12 protein-coding genes and 1 tRNA gene are annotated in these 14198 nt (G+C 71.2%); 9 read left to right on the top strand and 4 right to left on the bottom strand.

Annotated elements, in window-relative coordinates; translation table 11 throughout:
* Positions 1 to 3: 3 nt before the first annotated feature.
* On the bottom strand, positions 4 to 1296 hold the full coding sequence (locus ETAA1_RS29155) for an O-antigen ligase family protein (RefSeq protein ID WP_145244127.1): 1293 nt from the start codon (positions 1294 to 1296) through the stop codon (positions 4 to 6).
* A 65-nt stretch (positions 1297 to 1361) separates the two neighbouring features.
* On the opposite strand from ETAA1_RS29155, the gene ETAA1_RS29150 reads away from it, so the two are divergent.
* Positions 1362 to 3962 (top strand): RIFT barrel domain-containing protein, encoded by a 2601-nt coding sequence (locus ETAA1_RS29150; protein ID WP_238389320.1) that lies wholly within the window; start codon positions 1362 to 1364, stop codon positions 3960 to 3962.
* Between the two features lie 37 nt (positions 3963 to 3999).
* Complete coding sequence (locus ETAA1_RS29145; protein ID WP_238389319.1) at positions 4000 to 4845, top strand: DUF1559 family PulG-like putative transporter; 846 nt, start codon at positions 4000 to 4002, stop codon at positions 4843 to 4845.
* Positions 4846 to 4896: 51 nt separating this feature from the next.
* Here the strand turns inward: ETAA1_RS29145 and ETAA1_RS29140 are convergent, their stop codons facing one another.
* Positions 4897 to 6141, bottom strand: coding sequence for an amidohydrolase family protein (locus ETAA1_RS29140; protein ID WP_202920499.1), 1245 nt, complete (start codon positions 6139 to 6141; stop codon positions 4897 to 4899).
* Here ETAA1_RS29140 and ETAA1_RS29135 point away from each other — a divergent pair.
* From ETAA1_RS29135 to ETAA1_RS29105, 7 genes are all read left to right on the top strand, one after another.
* A tRNA-Ile gene (locus tag ETAA1_RS29135) sits at positions 6128 to 6199 on the top strand. The two genes, ETAA1_RS29140 and ETAA1_RS29135, sit on opposite strands and share 14 nt — an antisense overlap.
* A gap of 128 nt (positions 6200 to 6327) precedes the next feature.
* Entirely contained in the window at positions 6328 to 7527 is a 1200-nt protein-coding gene (locus ETAA1_RS29130; protein ID WP_145244125.1) for a tyrosine-type recombinase/integrase, read from the top strand.
* 517 nt (positions 7528 to 8044) lie between these two features.
* Positions 8045 to 9193 (top strand): ISAs1 family transposase, encoded by a 1149-nt coding sequence (locus tag ETAA1_RS29125; protein WP_145244124.1) that lies wholly within the window; start codon positions 8045 to 8047, stop codon positions 9191 to 9193.
* Between the two features lie 17 nt (positions 9194 to 9210).
* On the top strand, positions 9211 to 9549 hold the full coding sequence (locus ETAA1_RS29120; RefSeq protein WP_145244123.1) for a hypothetical protein: 339 nt from the start codon (positions 9211 to 9213) through the stop codon (positions 9547 to 9549).
* On the top strand, positions 9546 to 9965 hold the full coding sequence (locus ETAA1_RS29115) for a hypothetical protein (RefSeq protein ID WP_145244122.1): 420 nt from the start codon (positions 9546 to 9548) through the stop codon (positions 9963 to 9965). Before ETAA1_RS29120 ends, ETAA1_RS29115 begins: the two co-directional genes overlap by 4 nt.
* A gap of 32 nt (positions 9966 to 9997) precedes the next feature.
* Positions 9998 to 11014 (top strand): hypothetical protein, encoded by a 1017-nt coding sequence (locus ETAA1_RS29110; protein WP_145244121.1) that lies wholly within the window; start codon positions 9998 to 10000, stop codon positions 11012 to 11014.
* 92 nt (positions 11015 to 11106) lie between these two features.
* A complete protein-coding gene (locus ETAA1_RS29105; RefSeq protein ID WP_145244120.1) occupies positions 11107 to 11631 on the top strand; it encodes a hypothetical protein in 525 nt (174 codons plus the stop codon).
* A 310-nt stretch (positions 11632 to 11941) separates the two neighbouring features.
* Here the strand turns inward: ETAA1_RS29105 and ETAA1_RS29100 are convergent, their stop codons facing one another.
* The gene (locus ETAA1_RS29100; RefSeq protein ID WP_145244119.1) at positions 11942 to 13063 is read right to left on the bottom strand and encodes a formylglycine-generating enzyme family protein; all 1122 of its coding nucleotides are present in this window, start codon (positions 13061 to 13063) and stop codon (positions 11942 to 11944) included.
* A gap of 36 nt (positions 13064 to 13099) precedes the next feature.
* Positions 13100 to 14035, bottom strand: coding sequence for an HAD family hydrolase (locus ETAA1_RS33990; RefSeq protein WP_145244801.1), 936 nt, complete (start codon positions 14033 to 14035; stop codon positions 13100 to 13102).
* Positions 14036 to 14198: the final 163 nt, after the last annotated feature.

Raw genomic sequence — 14198 nt, 5'->3', positions numbered from 1 at the left:
AGCTCAGCTCCGGGTGGGCGTGCCGGGAACCGGCGCGGCGAAGTACGCGAGCCGCAGTTGGGCCGCGGCGAGGAACAGCCAGTACTGCGGCTCGAACGCCTCGGCCGACAGGAACGTCGCCCCCACCAGGAACGTGACGATCGCCCCCTGGAAGCCGGCCGCGGACACGTAGGCGCGCACGGAGTCGGGGTCGTCGAGGGGGCGGGACCGGCGGATCACCTTCTCCAAGTCCCACATGGCGAGCCCGACCACGGCCAGGTAGCAGGCCAGGCCGACGTACCCGTTGTCGGCGGCGATCTGGATGTACTGGCTGTGGATGACGCGGCCTTCCATGTCGGCCCCGTACGAGTACGTGAGCAGCGGCGAGTTGCGGATGCCGACGCCGAACACCGGGTTCTCGTTGGCGATCTGGACGCCGATCTTCCAGCTCGTGAGCCGGCTGTTGGCGCTGTTGTCCTGTTGGTACTTCTCCACGGAGAAGAAGCGGTCGCGGATCTCCTGCCCGGCCAGGAACGGCAGGCACGCGAGCACGCACACGCCGAGGGCGATCTTCGGCTTGCGGTAGCGGCCGCGGAGGATCCAGAACGGGGCGGCCACGACGAGCGCGACCATGGCCCCGCGGGAGTACGTCATCAGCACGGCGTGGAGGATGACGGGGATGAACGCGGCGAACGCCCACCGCCACCACCGGGTCGTGCTCTCCCAGGCGAACGCGCACAGCGGCACGCCCATCGCCAGGAGCATGCCGGCGCCGTTGTTGTCGGCCCCGCCGTAGCCGTTCGTGGCGATGCCGAGGTAGCCGTGCCGGAAGTACAGGAAGTTGACCTCGTACGCGATGTACGCCAGCGACAGGGTGTACGTGAGGTACAGCGCCCACACCTGCCCGACGGACCGCGTCACGACCGCGCCGACGCCGAACATCAGGAACATCTTCCAGTAGTCGCCGACCATGCGGTCGCCGGCCTCGGGGACACGCGCGGTGAAGTAACTGGCGACCAGGCACAGCCCGAACAGGAACATGGCGACGTGCAGCGGGGCGATCGTGACGCGGCTCGGCGGCAGCCGGCCGGGCGCGGGGCGCGGCGGGCGCGGGCCGAACACGGCGGTGGCGAGGATGGTGGCCAGCGCCACGTACAGCGACCAGTTGACGCCCACGGGGAGCGACCACTGCCACATGTACTGCGGGCGGAGGACGGCGTAGAGGACGTAGACGCAGAACCCGACGAACGGGGTGCTGGCGAACGACCCGACGACCGCGAACCCGGTCAGGGCGGCCATGAACAGCGTCTGCTTCACACACCCCCCGGGCCGGACGGAGCACCGAACTATACTACAGCGCTCCCGGAACGAAAGGCGGCCCCGTGGAATCGCCCCGCGTCGTGCTGACGGTGACTACCCCGGCCGCCGGCCGCGGCCCGGTGACGGCCGGCGTCCCGTGGCCGCGCGGCGTCGTGACCGACGCGGCGCGGCTCGCCCTGACCGATGCCGCCGGCCGCCCGGTTCCGCTCCAGGCGAAGGTGACCGACCGCTGGGCCGACGGCTCCGCCCGGTGGGTGCTACTGGACTGGATCGCGGAGTCGGGGGCGGGGCCGTACACGCTGTTCGTCGGAGATCAGTCGAGGCTTGAGGGACGGAACCTCGCCGAGCGAACCGGCAATGCCGTGTGGGTTCACCCGGGAGCGGCGCTATTCATCGTCCGACCGGGTAGTTGTTTCCCGTTCATGAGCGTCGCCCTCGCCGTGGGCACGGGCGTATCGCCCGAGCCGAGCCCACGCGGGTTCCTGGTGACGGACGGTAACGGGCACACCTGGCTGGCGGATGTACGGACGGTCGAGATTGAGGCGCCCGGCCCGTGCCGGTCGATCTTGCATCTGACGGGTCAACTCGTTTCGGAGCAGGGGTCGCGATCGGACTCACTGCTCGACTTCGACGCCCGGATACACTTCTTCTCCGGCTCAACAGTTGTGCGCGTCGAGTTCACGCTGCGGAACCCGCGCCGCGCCGAGCACCCTGGCGGCCTCTGGGATCTCGGCGACCCGGGCTCGGTGTTCCTGAAGGATGCGTCGATCACGTTCGCGCTGCCGGAAGGGCGCGGCGGCGAACTCCGCTACTCCCCAGAGCGCGGCGCCCCCGTCGTGCCGTACCCGCTGCCGTTCGAGCTGTTCCAGGCGTCCAGCGGTGGGGAGAACTGGAACGGCCGCAACCACGTCACCCGCGCCGGCACTGTCACGCTCCCATTCCGCGGCTACCGGCTCAACGCAGCGAGCGGCCGCCGCGCCACGCCGATCGTCCTGCTGCCGGGTCTCGGCGTCACGACGGAGCACTTCTGGGAGAACTTCCCGAAGGCGATCGAAGCCACCGCCGACGCCATCACCCTGCGGCTGTTCCCGCAGCAGGCCGGCGACCTCCACGAGCTCCAGGGCGGCGAGCAGAAGACGCACACGTTCGCCGTCGCCTTCGGGGCCGACGCCACCGCCGAGGCGCTGGAGTGGTTCCGCACGCCGCCGCGCGTCACGCTGCCGCCCGAGTGGGTCGCCGCCACCGGGGCCGTGCCGTACCTCACGCCGCAAGCCACCGACCCCCACGCCGACTACCTCGCGCTCGTCGGTGCCGCCCTCGACGGCCCGGACACCTTCGTTCAGAAGCGCGAGACGATCGACGAGTACGGCTGGCGCCACTTCGGCGACATCTGGGGCGACCACGAGGCCGTCTACGACGCCGGCCCGGCGCCGATGGTGTCGCACTACAACAACCAGTACGACCCCGTGTTCGGCTTCGGCGTGCAGTTGCTCCGCTCGGGCGACCCGCGCTGGGCCGAGCACATGGACGCCCTCGCCGCGCACGTCGCCGACATCGACATCTATCACACAACCCGCGACAAGGCGGCGTACAACGGCGGCCTGTTCTGGCACACCTACCACTACGCCCCCGCCGACACCGCCACGCACCGCTCGTACCCGAAGCTGCTCCGCACCCTCGGCGGTCCTGCCGGACTCGACCCGAACGATCCGAAGGCGAAGAAGTCGAAGCACGTCTACGCGCTCGGCGGCGGCCCCGGCAACGAGCAGAACTACGCCGCCGGCCTCGCGCTGCACTACTTCCTCACCGGGAGCGAGCAGTCGCGCGCCGCCGCAATCGGGCTGGCGCAGTGGGTCATCGACATGGACGACGGCTCGAAGACCGTCTTCCGCTGGCTGGCCCGCGGCGACACCGGTCTCGCCAGCCAGAGCCGCGGGCCGGAGTACCACGGCCCCGGCCGCGGTTCGGGTAACTCGCTCGCCGCCCTGCTCGTCGGCCACACCCTCACCGGCGACGCGAAGTTCCTGGCGAAGGCCGAGCGGCTCATCCGCCGCGTCGTGCATCCCGCCGACGACGTGCCGGCGCGCAAGCTTCTCGACGTGGAGAACCGCTGGTTCTACACGATGTTCCTGCATTCGCTCGGCAAGTACCTCGACCACAAGGCCGAACTCGGGCAGCTGGACGCGATGTACGCCTACGCCCGCGCCAGCCTGCTGCACTACGCCCGCTGGATGGCCGACCACGAGGTGCCGACGCTGAGCCGGCCCGACATCCTCGAGTACCCGAACGAGACGTGGGCGGCGCAGGACGTGCGTAAGTTCGAGGTGCTCCGCCTCGCCGCGCGCCACGCCGGCCCCGACGCCGAGCGCTTCCGCGAGCGGGCGCGCTTCTTCTTCAGCGACTCGATCGCGCGCCTGACGGCGTTCCCGACGCGGACGCTGTGCCGGCCGGTGGTGCTGCTGCTGTCGCTCGGCTACACCGCGGCGTGCCCCGCCGACGCGGCGCCCCCGCCGGCGGTGGCGGTGACCGACTTCGGCCGGCCCGAGCGGTTCGTGCCGCAGAAGCAGACGGCGCTGAAGCGGGCCAAGCTCCTCGTCGCCGCCGGGGCCGTGGTCGGGTTCGCCGCGGTGGTCGCACTCGGCGTCTGGCTGCTCGCCGGGTGAGCGGGTAGAATCCGCCTTCGACTCCGGAGCCCGCCCCATGAGCCGCGCCGACGACGACGACTACGACGACCGCCCGCGCCGCCGCCGCCCGCGCGACGACGATTACGACGACGACTACGACGACCGCCCGCGCCGCGGCCGGGCCAGCGGCGGCGGGAGCGGCGGGGGGGCCGGCGCCGCGGCCGGGATGAGCGTTGCGGCCATCGTCGGCATCGTGGTGGTGATCCTGTTCTGCTGCGCTGGGGGCGGCATCGCTCTGTTGCTGCCGGCGGTGCAGAAGGTCCGCGAGGCGGCGGCGCGGACCAAGGACATGAACAACTACAAGCAGGTGGCGCTCGGGTTCCACAACTACCACGACACGAACGGCCGGCTCCCGGCGGCCGACGGCCCCGTGAGCTGGCGCGTCCACCTGCTGCCGTTCCTGGAACAGGAGAACCTGTACCGCCAGTTCGACGTGACGCAGCCGTGGGACGACGGCAAGAACCGGCCGCACGCCAACGTGCCGGTACCGGTGTACGTCTCGCCGTCCGACCCGGGAGACACGAAGCAGACGCACGCGCGGGTTTTCACCGGGCCGGACACGCTGTTCCCGCCGGGCCGCCCGCCGCTGAGCATTAACCCCCGGAACGGCCAGATTCCGGACGGGACGAGCACGACGTTCCTGGTGGTGGAGGCGCGCGAGACGGTGCCGTGGCCGCAGCCGCGCGAACTGACGTACACGAAGGACGGCCCGCTGCCGCAGCTCGGCCAGGTCCACCGGAACGGGTTCATCTTCGCGATGGCCGACGGCAGCGTCCGGTTCGGCCGCGAGAGCACGCCCGACGCCGCCCGCCGGATCGCGGCCACCGTCAACGACGGCCTGCCGCTGCCGCCGGACTTCTGACGGCCGTGCCGCTCGCGGCGTGGCACCGCGGTGCTACGCCGCGAGCGGCGGTCAGTCGCGCCACGCCCCGCGGAACAGCGTCCGCCGCGCGCCCGGGTGGTCGGCCAGCAGCAGCTCGTGCGGGTCGGCGGCGTCGCGGTCCGGCAGCGGCACCGCCACCGCGTCGGCCGACTTCCCCGCCTCCAGGCTCCCCGCCTCGTCGGCCCAGCCGAGCGCCTCCGCGCCGGCCAGCGTCACCATCTTCAGGATCAAGTCGGCAGCAACGTCCGGCCGGCGGGCGCGGACGAACCGCGCCTCGGCGAGCGGGTCGAGGTCGGGGTTTGACGCGAGGCTGTCGGTGCCGAGGCAGACGCGGACGCCGCGCGCCAGGAAGTCGCGGACCGGGTGCGGCGGGTGGCCGAACGCCGCGTGCGTGCGGGGGCAGTACACGACCGTCGCGCTCCGCGGCAGTCGTCGCGTCGGGGTCAGGTAGTTGGCGTGGACGTACAGGTCGGGCGCGCGGCGAAGGCGGCGCACCAACCACTCTTCGTGCTCGTGAGCCAACCCGTCGGGCTCCCAGGCGCCGACCCGCTTGAGGAATTCGACGAGCGGCCCGCGGCGGCGGCGGAGCAGCTCGAGTTCCGCCGGCGACTCGGCCAGATGAACCGCGACGGGGAACCGGGTCTCGCGCGCCAGATTCACCGCCTCCTTGTGCAGCCGCGCGTTGACGCTGTAGGGGGCGTGCGGGCTCAGGCCCGGGCGGCACAGCGGCGTCGGAGTTCGACCACTCACCCACCCCCGGGCCGTCGCGATCCCGAGCACCGCCCGGGCGTGCGGCAGCCCGATCAGCTCGTGGAACACCACCGCCCGCAGCGGCGTCGCGGCGACCGCGTCCCAGCTGGCCCCCTCGGCGGCGATGTCGCCGAGCAGCGTCGTGCCGGCCCGCAGCGCCTCGGCGAGGCCGACCCGAATGTCGGCCTGCACCTGCTCCGGCGTGCGGCCGCGGCGGTAGGCGATGACGCCGCGGAGCCAGTCGGTGAAGTGCGCCGCGTCGGCCGGCGGGACGAGGCCGCGGGCGCCGCTCAGGTCGAGGTGCGTGTGCGCGTTCACCAGCCCGGGGATCAGCGCGACGTTGCCGAGGTCCACGTCGGCGGCGCGGGCGCCGCGCGGCTCGACGGCGAGGATGCGGTCACCGGCGACGGTGAGCGTGCCGCCCGGCAGCGGCGGCCCGGCGACCGGGAAGACGACGCGGGCGGTGTACGTGACCGCGAACCCGTTGGCGGCGGCGGCCGTCTGGTGTGGTGGGTCGGTCGCCAAGTGGTAAGGCCCCCGTCTGATACGCGGGGAAGCGCGGGTTCGACTCCCGCCCGACCCACTGCCGGGTAGAATAGCAAAGTCCCTTTGGCCGAAGCATTTTCTGCTTACCCCGGTGCGTGACCGGGTGCGGCTTCCGAACGACGGTTTCGTGGAATCGTTCCACGGAACGGATCGAGGAACCGCACCATGCCCCGTCCCCGGAACCTGACCCCCACATATTCCCGCCACAAGCAGTCCGGCCGCGGCCGGCTCACGTGGACCGATATCGCGGGCGTCCGCCACGAGAAACTCCTACCCGGGCAGCACGGCAGCACCGAATCACTCGCCGCGAAGGCCCGGCTGGAGTTGGAGATCGCCACCTCGCCCACCCACTCCTCGGTCACCCCGACCGACATCACGCTCGCCGAGGTGTTGGCCGCGTACCTCACCCACGCCACGCGGTACTACGTCGATGCCGCGGGGAAGCCGACGAAGGAACTCGACAACATGAAGTCGGCGATCAAGCCCGCCCGCGAGTTGTACGCGGCGACTCCGGCCGCGCAGTTCGGCCCGAAGGCACTGGCTGCCGTGCGGCAACACATGGTCGGGCTCGGGTGGTGCCGGTCCCTCGTCAACCGACAGGTGGACCGCATCCGCCGGGTGCTGCGGTGGGCGGCGAGCGAGGAGCTGATCCCGGGGAGCACCTACGAGGCCCTCCGCACGCTTGCCGGTCTCCGCCGGGGCCGGACCGAGGCGAGGGAAAGCGAGCCGGTCCGGCCGGTGGCCGACGAGGTCGTCGCGGCGACGCTACCCTACCTGCCGCACCACGTCCGGGTGATTGTGGAGCTGATGATGCACACCGGGATGCGGCCGTCGGAGGCGTGCAGGCTGACGCTCGACCGACTCGACCGCGGCAGCGAGGTGTGGGTGTACCGGCCGGAGAAGCACAAGACGGCGCACCACGGCAAGCCGCGGGTGATCCCGTTCGGGCCGAAGGCTCGCGCGGTCCTCTCGGCATTCCTGGCGGGCCAGGAACCGAGCGCGACCGAGCCCGTCTTCTCACCGCGGCGCGCGGGAGAGGAACGGCACGCCCGCCTCCGGGCCGCCCGCAAGAGCAAGGTGCAGCCGTCGCAGGTGTCGCGGAAGAAGGCACGCCCGAAGCGGCAGCCGGCGGTACTGTACACGGCCCGGGCGTTGGCCCACGCGGTCCTCGTCGCGGCCGAGAAGGCGGGGGTGCCGCACTGGCACCCCTACCAACTACGGCACAGCTACGCCACGAAGGTCCGCCGACACCACGGTCTGGAGGCGGCGGGGGCGGCACTCGGCCACACGCGGATGAGCGCCACGGAGGTTTACGCGGAGCGGGACGAGCAACTCGCCGTGAACGTGGCCGCGAAGATCGGGTAACGAGACTGCACGGGAAAAGTGCCCTACGCAAGCCTCGCAAGGCGGTGGTATACTTATGGTCAGCAAGCCAGTCGGCGGGCGACGACCACTCGGTCTCGCTCCGCCGGTCGGCCCGTGCCGTAGGTGTCCAGCATGTCCCGGGATTGGCAGGCACCCTTCCGCCTCCTCCGCGAACAATTCCTCACCGCCGCGAACGAGCCCCATCGGGTTAAAGTCGCACTCACGGCGTTTCCGGATTACGACACCTACTCGGCCTGGTACGACCGAACGGTCCGGCGCGATCTGGATTCGGAACTGACCAGCGCGATGAACCAGCACCCCGGGCGTCCGACCCGGGCCAGTTCGCGCGGGACGGTATGGGGCTTGGAGGCACGGCCAGCGCGCATAACTGGGCAATCTGGGGGGCATTGCGCGAGGGGCCGCATCGGCGTACACCAGGGCCTGGGGCCGGGGCCGTCGGGCCACACGACCGTCGGGGGCATCCCGGCACCGCCCCGCTCACCGAGGGGCCACCGGCATGGCGACCACGAGGGTCAACGTCGAAGCCATCGGCTCCTACTTCGAGTCGTTGTCCGACCCCCGGCACGTCCGCAACCGGAAGCACCTCCTGGTTGACGTCGTGGTGATCGCCGTGTGCGGCCTGGTGTGCGGGTGCGACGGCCCGACCGCCATCCACCGGTGGGCCGCCAACCGCCGGGATTGGCTCGACGAGTTCCTCACGCTGCCCAACGGCGTCCCCTCACGGGATTGCATCCGCCGGGTGCTGATCGCCCTCCAGCCCGAGGCTTTCCAGCGCTGCTTCCAGGAGTGGATCGCCGACGCCCTGGCACCCGCCGGGGGCGGCCCCGGCCGCCTGGTCGCCATCGACGGCAAGACGCTCCGGCGGTCCCACGATGCGGCCAACGGGCTGGGTCCGCTGCACGTCGTCAGCGCCTGGGCGAGCGAGCACGGGGTCGCGTTGGGCCAGGTCGCGACCGGGGAGAAGTCGAACGAGATCACTGCCATCCCCGTCCTGCTGAAGCAGATCGAGCTCGCCAGGGCCGTGGTCACGATCGACGCGATGGGGTGCCAGAAGGACGTCGCGCGGGACGTCGTGGCCGGCGGCGGGGACTTCGTGATCGCCGTGAAGGACAACCAGCCGAAGCTCGCCGAGGCCATCGGGTCGGTCGTCGAGAAGCACCTGGACGGCGAACTGGAGGCACGCAAACGCCGGCGCCACGAGACCGACGAGCGTGGGCACGGCCGGCGTGACGAGCGGTTCTACTTCGTGGCCCAGGTGCCGCCGGATTTTGCGGCCCGAGCGGAGTGGCCGTGGGTCAAGGCCGTCGGCACGGCGGTGCGGGTCACCACGCACGCCGACGGGACCCAGAGCGACGAGGTGCGGTACTACATGCTGAGCCGGTTCCTGAGCGGCAAACGCTTCGGGGAGGCGGTTCGGGCGCACTGGGGCATCGAGTCGATGCACTGGGTCTTGGACGTGACGTTCCGCGAGGACGAGAGCCGGACGCGCGAGCGGGTGCTGGCGAACAACTTGAGTTGGCTCCGGCGGTTCGCCGTCACGCTACTGAAGCGGCATCCCATCAAGGACAGCATCCGGGGGAAGATGATTCGCTGCCTGATGAATACACAGTTCCTCGACGAAGTCCTGACATTACCAGCAGTCTGATACGCGCTGACCGTGGGGTGCTCCTCCGCACCGACGGCGATCGGACCGCCTACCCGGTGACCCTTGAGGGCTCCCGTCGCCGCGTCCTGCACGTCGCCGCCGCTATCGTCTTCCCGAAACCGGGACACCCGGGACGGGAGGCCGAGATCCCCGTCGAATCCGACCCAGCCTCGTGTCCCGTGTCCGCCACCGCGGTCTCGTACCCGGGACACCGAACCGGGACGAACCCCGCGAGGAACGCGAGCTTCGTCCCGAACATCCCGGGTGTCCCGGCTTCCGCGACGTGGGAGATAGACCCGGCGGCGAGTACCGGGGCCGGCGTGGTTGAGGGCGACGTGGAGGTGTTTGCCCCATGACTCCGTCCGCCCTGCTCTCCGCCCTCCGAGGTCGCGGGTTCGCCGTCGCCGCGACCGGGGGGAAGCTGACCGTGCGGCCGGCATCGGCGCTCACGACGGCTGAGCAGGCCGCGATCGTGACACACCTGTCGGGACTGGTCGCCGCGGTAGCCACCGGTGTCACTCCGGCCGTGGGCGACCGGGACAACGATACCGCGGTCCGCCTGCTGACCGATGCCGACACGCTAGTCGAGCGGCTGAGGGTGAGCGGCACCCGCCCAGAAGTCAACGCGGCGGCCGCTATGGTGTGTCGCGCGTACGCCACCGGCGACCTTGCCGCTGTCCGGTTCGCAGTAGCGGAGTTCGAGCGGGTGGTCCGCCGGCTGGCGGGTCGTCCGCGCGTGGGCGCCGGAGCGGGGCACCCGCCGGGCGCGTAGTACACGCCGCGGGTCTGCAATTGGAGGTCGTCATGGGTTGGGAATTGCGGGGCGGCCGGCGCTACCTGTACCGGAACCGCCGGGTGAACGGGAAGCCAGTCAAGGAGTACCTCGGCCCGGACGACCAGTTCGGGTTCGGGGCAGAGCTGGCCGACAACCTCACCCACGTCCAGCGACGGGCCGCGAAGGCCCGAGCGCTGGAGCGTCGGGCGGACGCCGAGTTCCGAGGGCGGATCGGAGTGCTGCTTGCCGCCGCGGGGGCGGTCAACGCCGCCCTCCGGGTTATCGCCGAGGGAATCCTGACCGCGGTCGGGTTCCACAACCACAAGCGGGGGGAGTGGCGGATGCGCCGGGGACTGAAACATCTGGCCGAGCAGATCGACCTTCTGGAGGCCCAGTTGGCGAAGCCCGGGCCGCTGGTCAACTACCAGGCTCCCGCTGGGGACGCCGAGGCGATCGAGATGTTCGCCAAAGCCCGGGCGGGGGACGCGGCGGCACTCGAGCGTGTGCGAGGTGTGATCGCCGCCCGGGGGTGGACCGGGTGGCTCGGCGACATCGGGCAGCAGGCCACCCGCCAGCTCATCCGGGCTGCGGCCGCCAACGACCCGGTGTGGGAGGCCGGGATTACCGAGAAGGTGGCGGCCCTGCGGCGTGAGCTGCTCGGGCCGAACCCGACGGCGCTGGACGACTTGCTGGTCCGGCGGGTGGTCAACGGGTGGGTGGCCGTTCACGCCCTGGAGTTGGAACTCGCCGTCCGCCCCCCGGGGGAGCGGAAGGCGCGAGACTACCTCGACCGGGCGCTGACCCGCGCCCAGAAGCGGATGACCGATGCCGCCCGCGAACTCGCCCGCCTCCGCCGTCTGTCGGTGCCGGCGGTCCTGACGCGGGCGACCATCACCCCGCCGCCGGCCATCGCGCCCTCAGCACCAGCGGCCCTGCCCCCGGCCCCATGGCATGGTACGGGTGGACTCTGCGGAATGGCCGGCAACGAGAACGCACCGATCAGGACGGCCGCACTTGCACCCCAGGGCGATGATCCCGCGGCGTGAGAGACCCAATTGATTTCGGAATAACGGAAGGCGTCATGGGCGGGCTCGGGAGTGGCGAACGCTGGCGAAAGAAGCGGACGGCCGACAGCTGCATGTGGCTCGACACCCGGGCATTTCGGCAGTGGGGGTGGCTTGCCGCCCCGGGTTCCCGGTCTGGTAGCCTCGGCTGGGGTGCGGTCCGCGCCGGGCGCCACGAGGCCGAGATCCAGTACGACCTGACGGTCGGGGAGTCAGCGGGATCGGTCGGCCTCCGGTATGCGCTGGCCGGCGACCCAAAAGCCGTGATCGACTACCGGGTGTCGCTGGTCACGACGGCATGCCACCTCGGCGGCCGTCGCTGGTGGTTCCAGTGCCCCCTCGTCCGGGGCGGGACGCCTTGCCGGCGGCGCGTCCGCAAGTTGTTCCTGGTCGGCCGGTACTTCGGGTGCCGAGGCTGCCACGACCTGACCTACAGAAGCCGTCAGCAGAGCGACAGCCGGGTGTACGCCGCCGTCCGCACCGGCGTGGGGTTGGGCCATGCCAGCTTGCTCGATCGGCTGTCGGTCGAGCAACTCGGCTTCATGTTGAAGGTTGCGACCCTGCGCGAGAAACAACGCGGCCGTTCCACCCACTCGTAGCGGAGGAAGGGCTTCGGCCCTGCGGACACGGGCGTGTCACCGCGACTCAATTCGTTGAGGCGGCGGGAAGGGTGTTGCGGAATATCGACCGATCCTGCACGGCGGTCACCCCGCCGCGGGAGTTCTCGCCCCGGGTCCGGCTCCCGGCCGCGATGTACCACACTTCCGCTTCCAGCTGGTCCGGCCGACCAACTCGGCCGGGGTCCCCGCGGGTCGTAGGCGGTAATGGCGACGACCCCGAACCGGAAGCTGCTCGTCCCGGACATCCTGCCACCGTGGTGCCGGAAACGGCGAACCGACCGGTGCGCCGCTACCGACCGTCCCAGACGGTCTTGCTGATGACACAGCGGAACCCGATGTGGGACATCCCCGTGTCGAACGGGGTGCCGCGCCGCGCCGACGGGCGGTAGCTCTCGCAGTACGAGGCGTGGCACAGGAACGACCCGCCCCGGGTCACCCGCCGCTGGGACGACGCCTCGCCCGGGTCCCACGAGGTCTTCGGCCCGGTCGGGTCCGTCGTGACCCCGACGCGGCCGATGTAGGTGTTCGGCCGGTACCAGTCGCCGCACCACTCCCACACGTTCCCCGCCATGTCGTACAGCCCGTACCCGTTCGGCGGGTAGCGGCGGACCGGCGCGGTCCGGTCCCACCCGTCGGCCTTGGTGTTCAGGTGCGGGAACGTCCCCTGCCAGATGTTGGCCCGGCCGTCGGTGTCGGTCGCGGGCTCGTCACCCCAGACGTACCGCTTGCCGGCGAGGCCGCCGCGGGCGGCGTACTCCCACTCGGCCTCCGTCGGCAGGCGCTTCCCGGCCCAGAGGGCGTAAGCGGTCGCGTCGTCCCACGAGACGTGGACGACCGGGTGCTCGTCGCGGTCGGCGAGGTCACTCCCCGGGCCTTCGGGGTGCTTCCAGCACGCCCCGGGGGTCCACGTCCACCACCGGGCCATGTCCGACGTGGGCACGGCCTCGGCCGGGGGCGTGAACACCATCGACCCGGCCACAAGCTTCTCGGCCGGGGGCCGCGGCGTCTCGGGCGGGAACTGCTTCTTCATCACCTCCCAGTCGGGCGGCTTCTCGGCCGTGGTGACGTACCCGGTGGCGTCGACGAACGCCCGGAACTGGGCGTTCGTCACCTCCGTCTGGTCCATGAAGAACGGGGACACGACCGCCTTGTGGGCGGGCATCTCGTTCCGGTGGCGGAGGTCGTCGGCCCCCATCACGAACTCGCCGCCGGGGACCGCCACCATCCCGGGCGGGTTGCCGCGGCGGGTGAGGAGCGTGACGCCGTAAGCGGCGCCGAACGCGGCCGTGAGGAGGGCGAGGTACACGAGCGGTCGGAGGACACGCCGCCACCACGGTGGTGTCGGTACAGCCGGGACGACCGCGGTCGGGGTCTGTTTCTTCGCGCGGCGCTCGCGGTTCTTGGCGGACATGGCCCTACACGACGTTGTGGAAGTGGAAGAAGACGACTACCGGGGCGGGAACATCGTGGCCCAGTCGTCTTTCATACTGACCACGGACCAGCCCCGCGCCGGGGCTTCGTCCAGCGCCCTGGCGAGCCGCCCGATGTGGGACGTGCGGTCGTAGGCGTACTCGCGCGCGGCGTCGGTGTGGTGGACGATCAGGCCGAACCGCGGGCCGGCGCCGGCCGTCGTGTACCGGAGCATCTCGTAGTCGCCGTCCGAGTTGCCGAAGCACATCACCGGCCGGCGGCCGATGAACTTGTTGATGGCGACCGGCTTCCCGCCCTTGTCGTCGTTGAAGTCGAGCCGGGGCAGCCGCACCAGGACCGGCACGCCGTCCCGCTCCTGGTATTCAGTGGCGATGGTGCTGCCGATTACCTGCTCGGGCGGGATGCCGTACACCCGGTCGGCCCACACCCGCATGAACTCGACCCCGCCGCCGGACACGATGTACGTCTTGTACCCGCTCGCGCGCAGGTGGCTCAGCACCTCCAGCATCGGCTGGTACACCGTCTCGGTGTACGGCCGGTCGTACTTGGGGTGCCTCGCGGCGGCGATCCAGGCGGCGACGATCGCCTCGAACTCGGTCGTGGTGTTGCCGGCGTGCGTCGCCATCATCAGCTCGACGACTCCCTTCGTCCCGCCGGCCGCGAGCGCCTTCACGTCTCCGGCGAGCGCCGCCTTGAACGGCTCCTTGTCGGCCCATTCGGGGTGTTGGGGGGCGAGCGCCTTCACCCGGTCGAGGGCGAAAACGAGTTGGGGGACGATCGGCTGCTCGCACCACAGCGTGCCGTCGTTGTCGAACACGGCGATCCGCTCCGCCGGGGGCACGAAGTCGGGGCCGCCGGCCTTCGTCGTCTTGGCGACGAAGGCGAGGACGGCCCCCTTGCTCGCGGTGTCCTTCCACGACGGCAGCGGGTCGGCGGGGGCCGAGGTCCACAACCGCTTCTGGGCCGTGCCGAAATTCCCGAGTTGGTAGACGCTGACCGCCCGCGGCTTGAAGGTGAACGAGTCGAACGGTTCGGCCTTGAGCTTGTCGACGAACGCCCGCGTGCCGATGCCCACGGTCACGTGCGGGTTGTACTTCGCGCCGCTGCCCGCCGGC

Source organism: Urbifossiella limnaea, from assembly GCF_007747215.1.
Taxonomy (GTDB): Bacteria; Planctomycetota; Planctomycetia; order Gemmatales; family Gemmataceae; genus Urbifossiella; species Urbifossiella limnaea.
Note: the sequence above shows the minus strand (reverse complement) of the source record. Positions and strands in the feature narration are given on the sequence as shown.

What these genes read in the sequence shown, in the direction of transcription:
- ETAA1_RS29130 (WP_145244125.1), top strand. Translation starts at nt 6,328, where the DNA reads ATGCCCCGTCCCCGGAACCTGACCCCCACATATTCCCGCCACAAGCAG.
- ETAA1_RS29105 (WP_145244120.1), top strand. Translation starts at nt 11,107, where the DNA reads ATGTGGCTCGACACCCGGGCATTTCGGCAGTGGGGGTGGCTTGCCGCC.
- ETAA1_RS29110 (WP_145244121.1), top strand. Translation starts at nt 9,998, where the DNA reads ATGGGTTGGGAATTGCGGGGCGGCCGGCGCTACCTGTACCGGAACCGC.
- ETAA1_RS29125 (WP_145244124.1), top strand. Translation starts at nt 8,045, where the DNA reads ATGGCGACCACGAGGGTCAACGTCGAAGCCATCGGCTCCTACTTCGAG.
- ETAA1_RS29145 (WP_238389319.1), top strand. Translation starts at nt 4,000, where the DNA reads ATGAGCCGCGCCGACGACGACGACTACGACGACCGCCCGCGCCGCCGC.
- ETAA1_RS29115 (WP_145244122.1), top strand. Translation starts at nt 9,546, where the DNA reads ATGACTCCGTCCGCCCTGCTCTCCGCCCTCCGAGGTCGCGGGTTCGCC.
- ETAA1_RS29100 (WP_145244119.1), bottom strand. Translation starts at nt 13,063, where the DNA reads ATGTCCGCCAAGAACCGCGAGCGCCGCGCGAAGAAACAGACCCCGACC.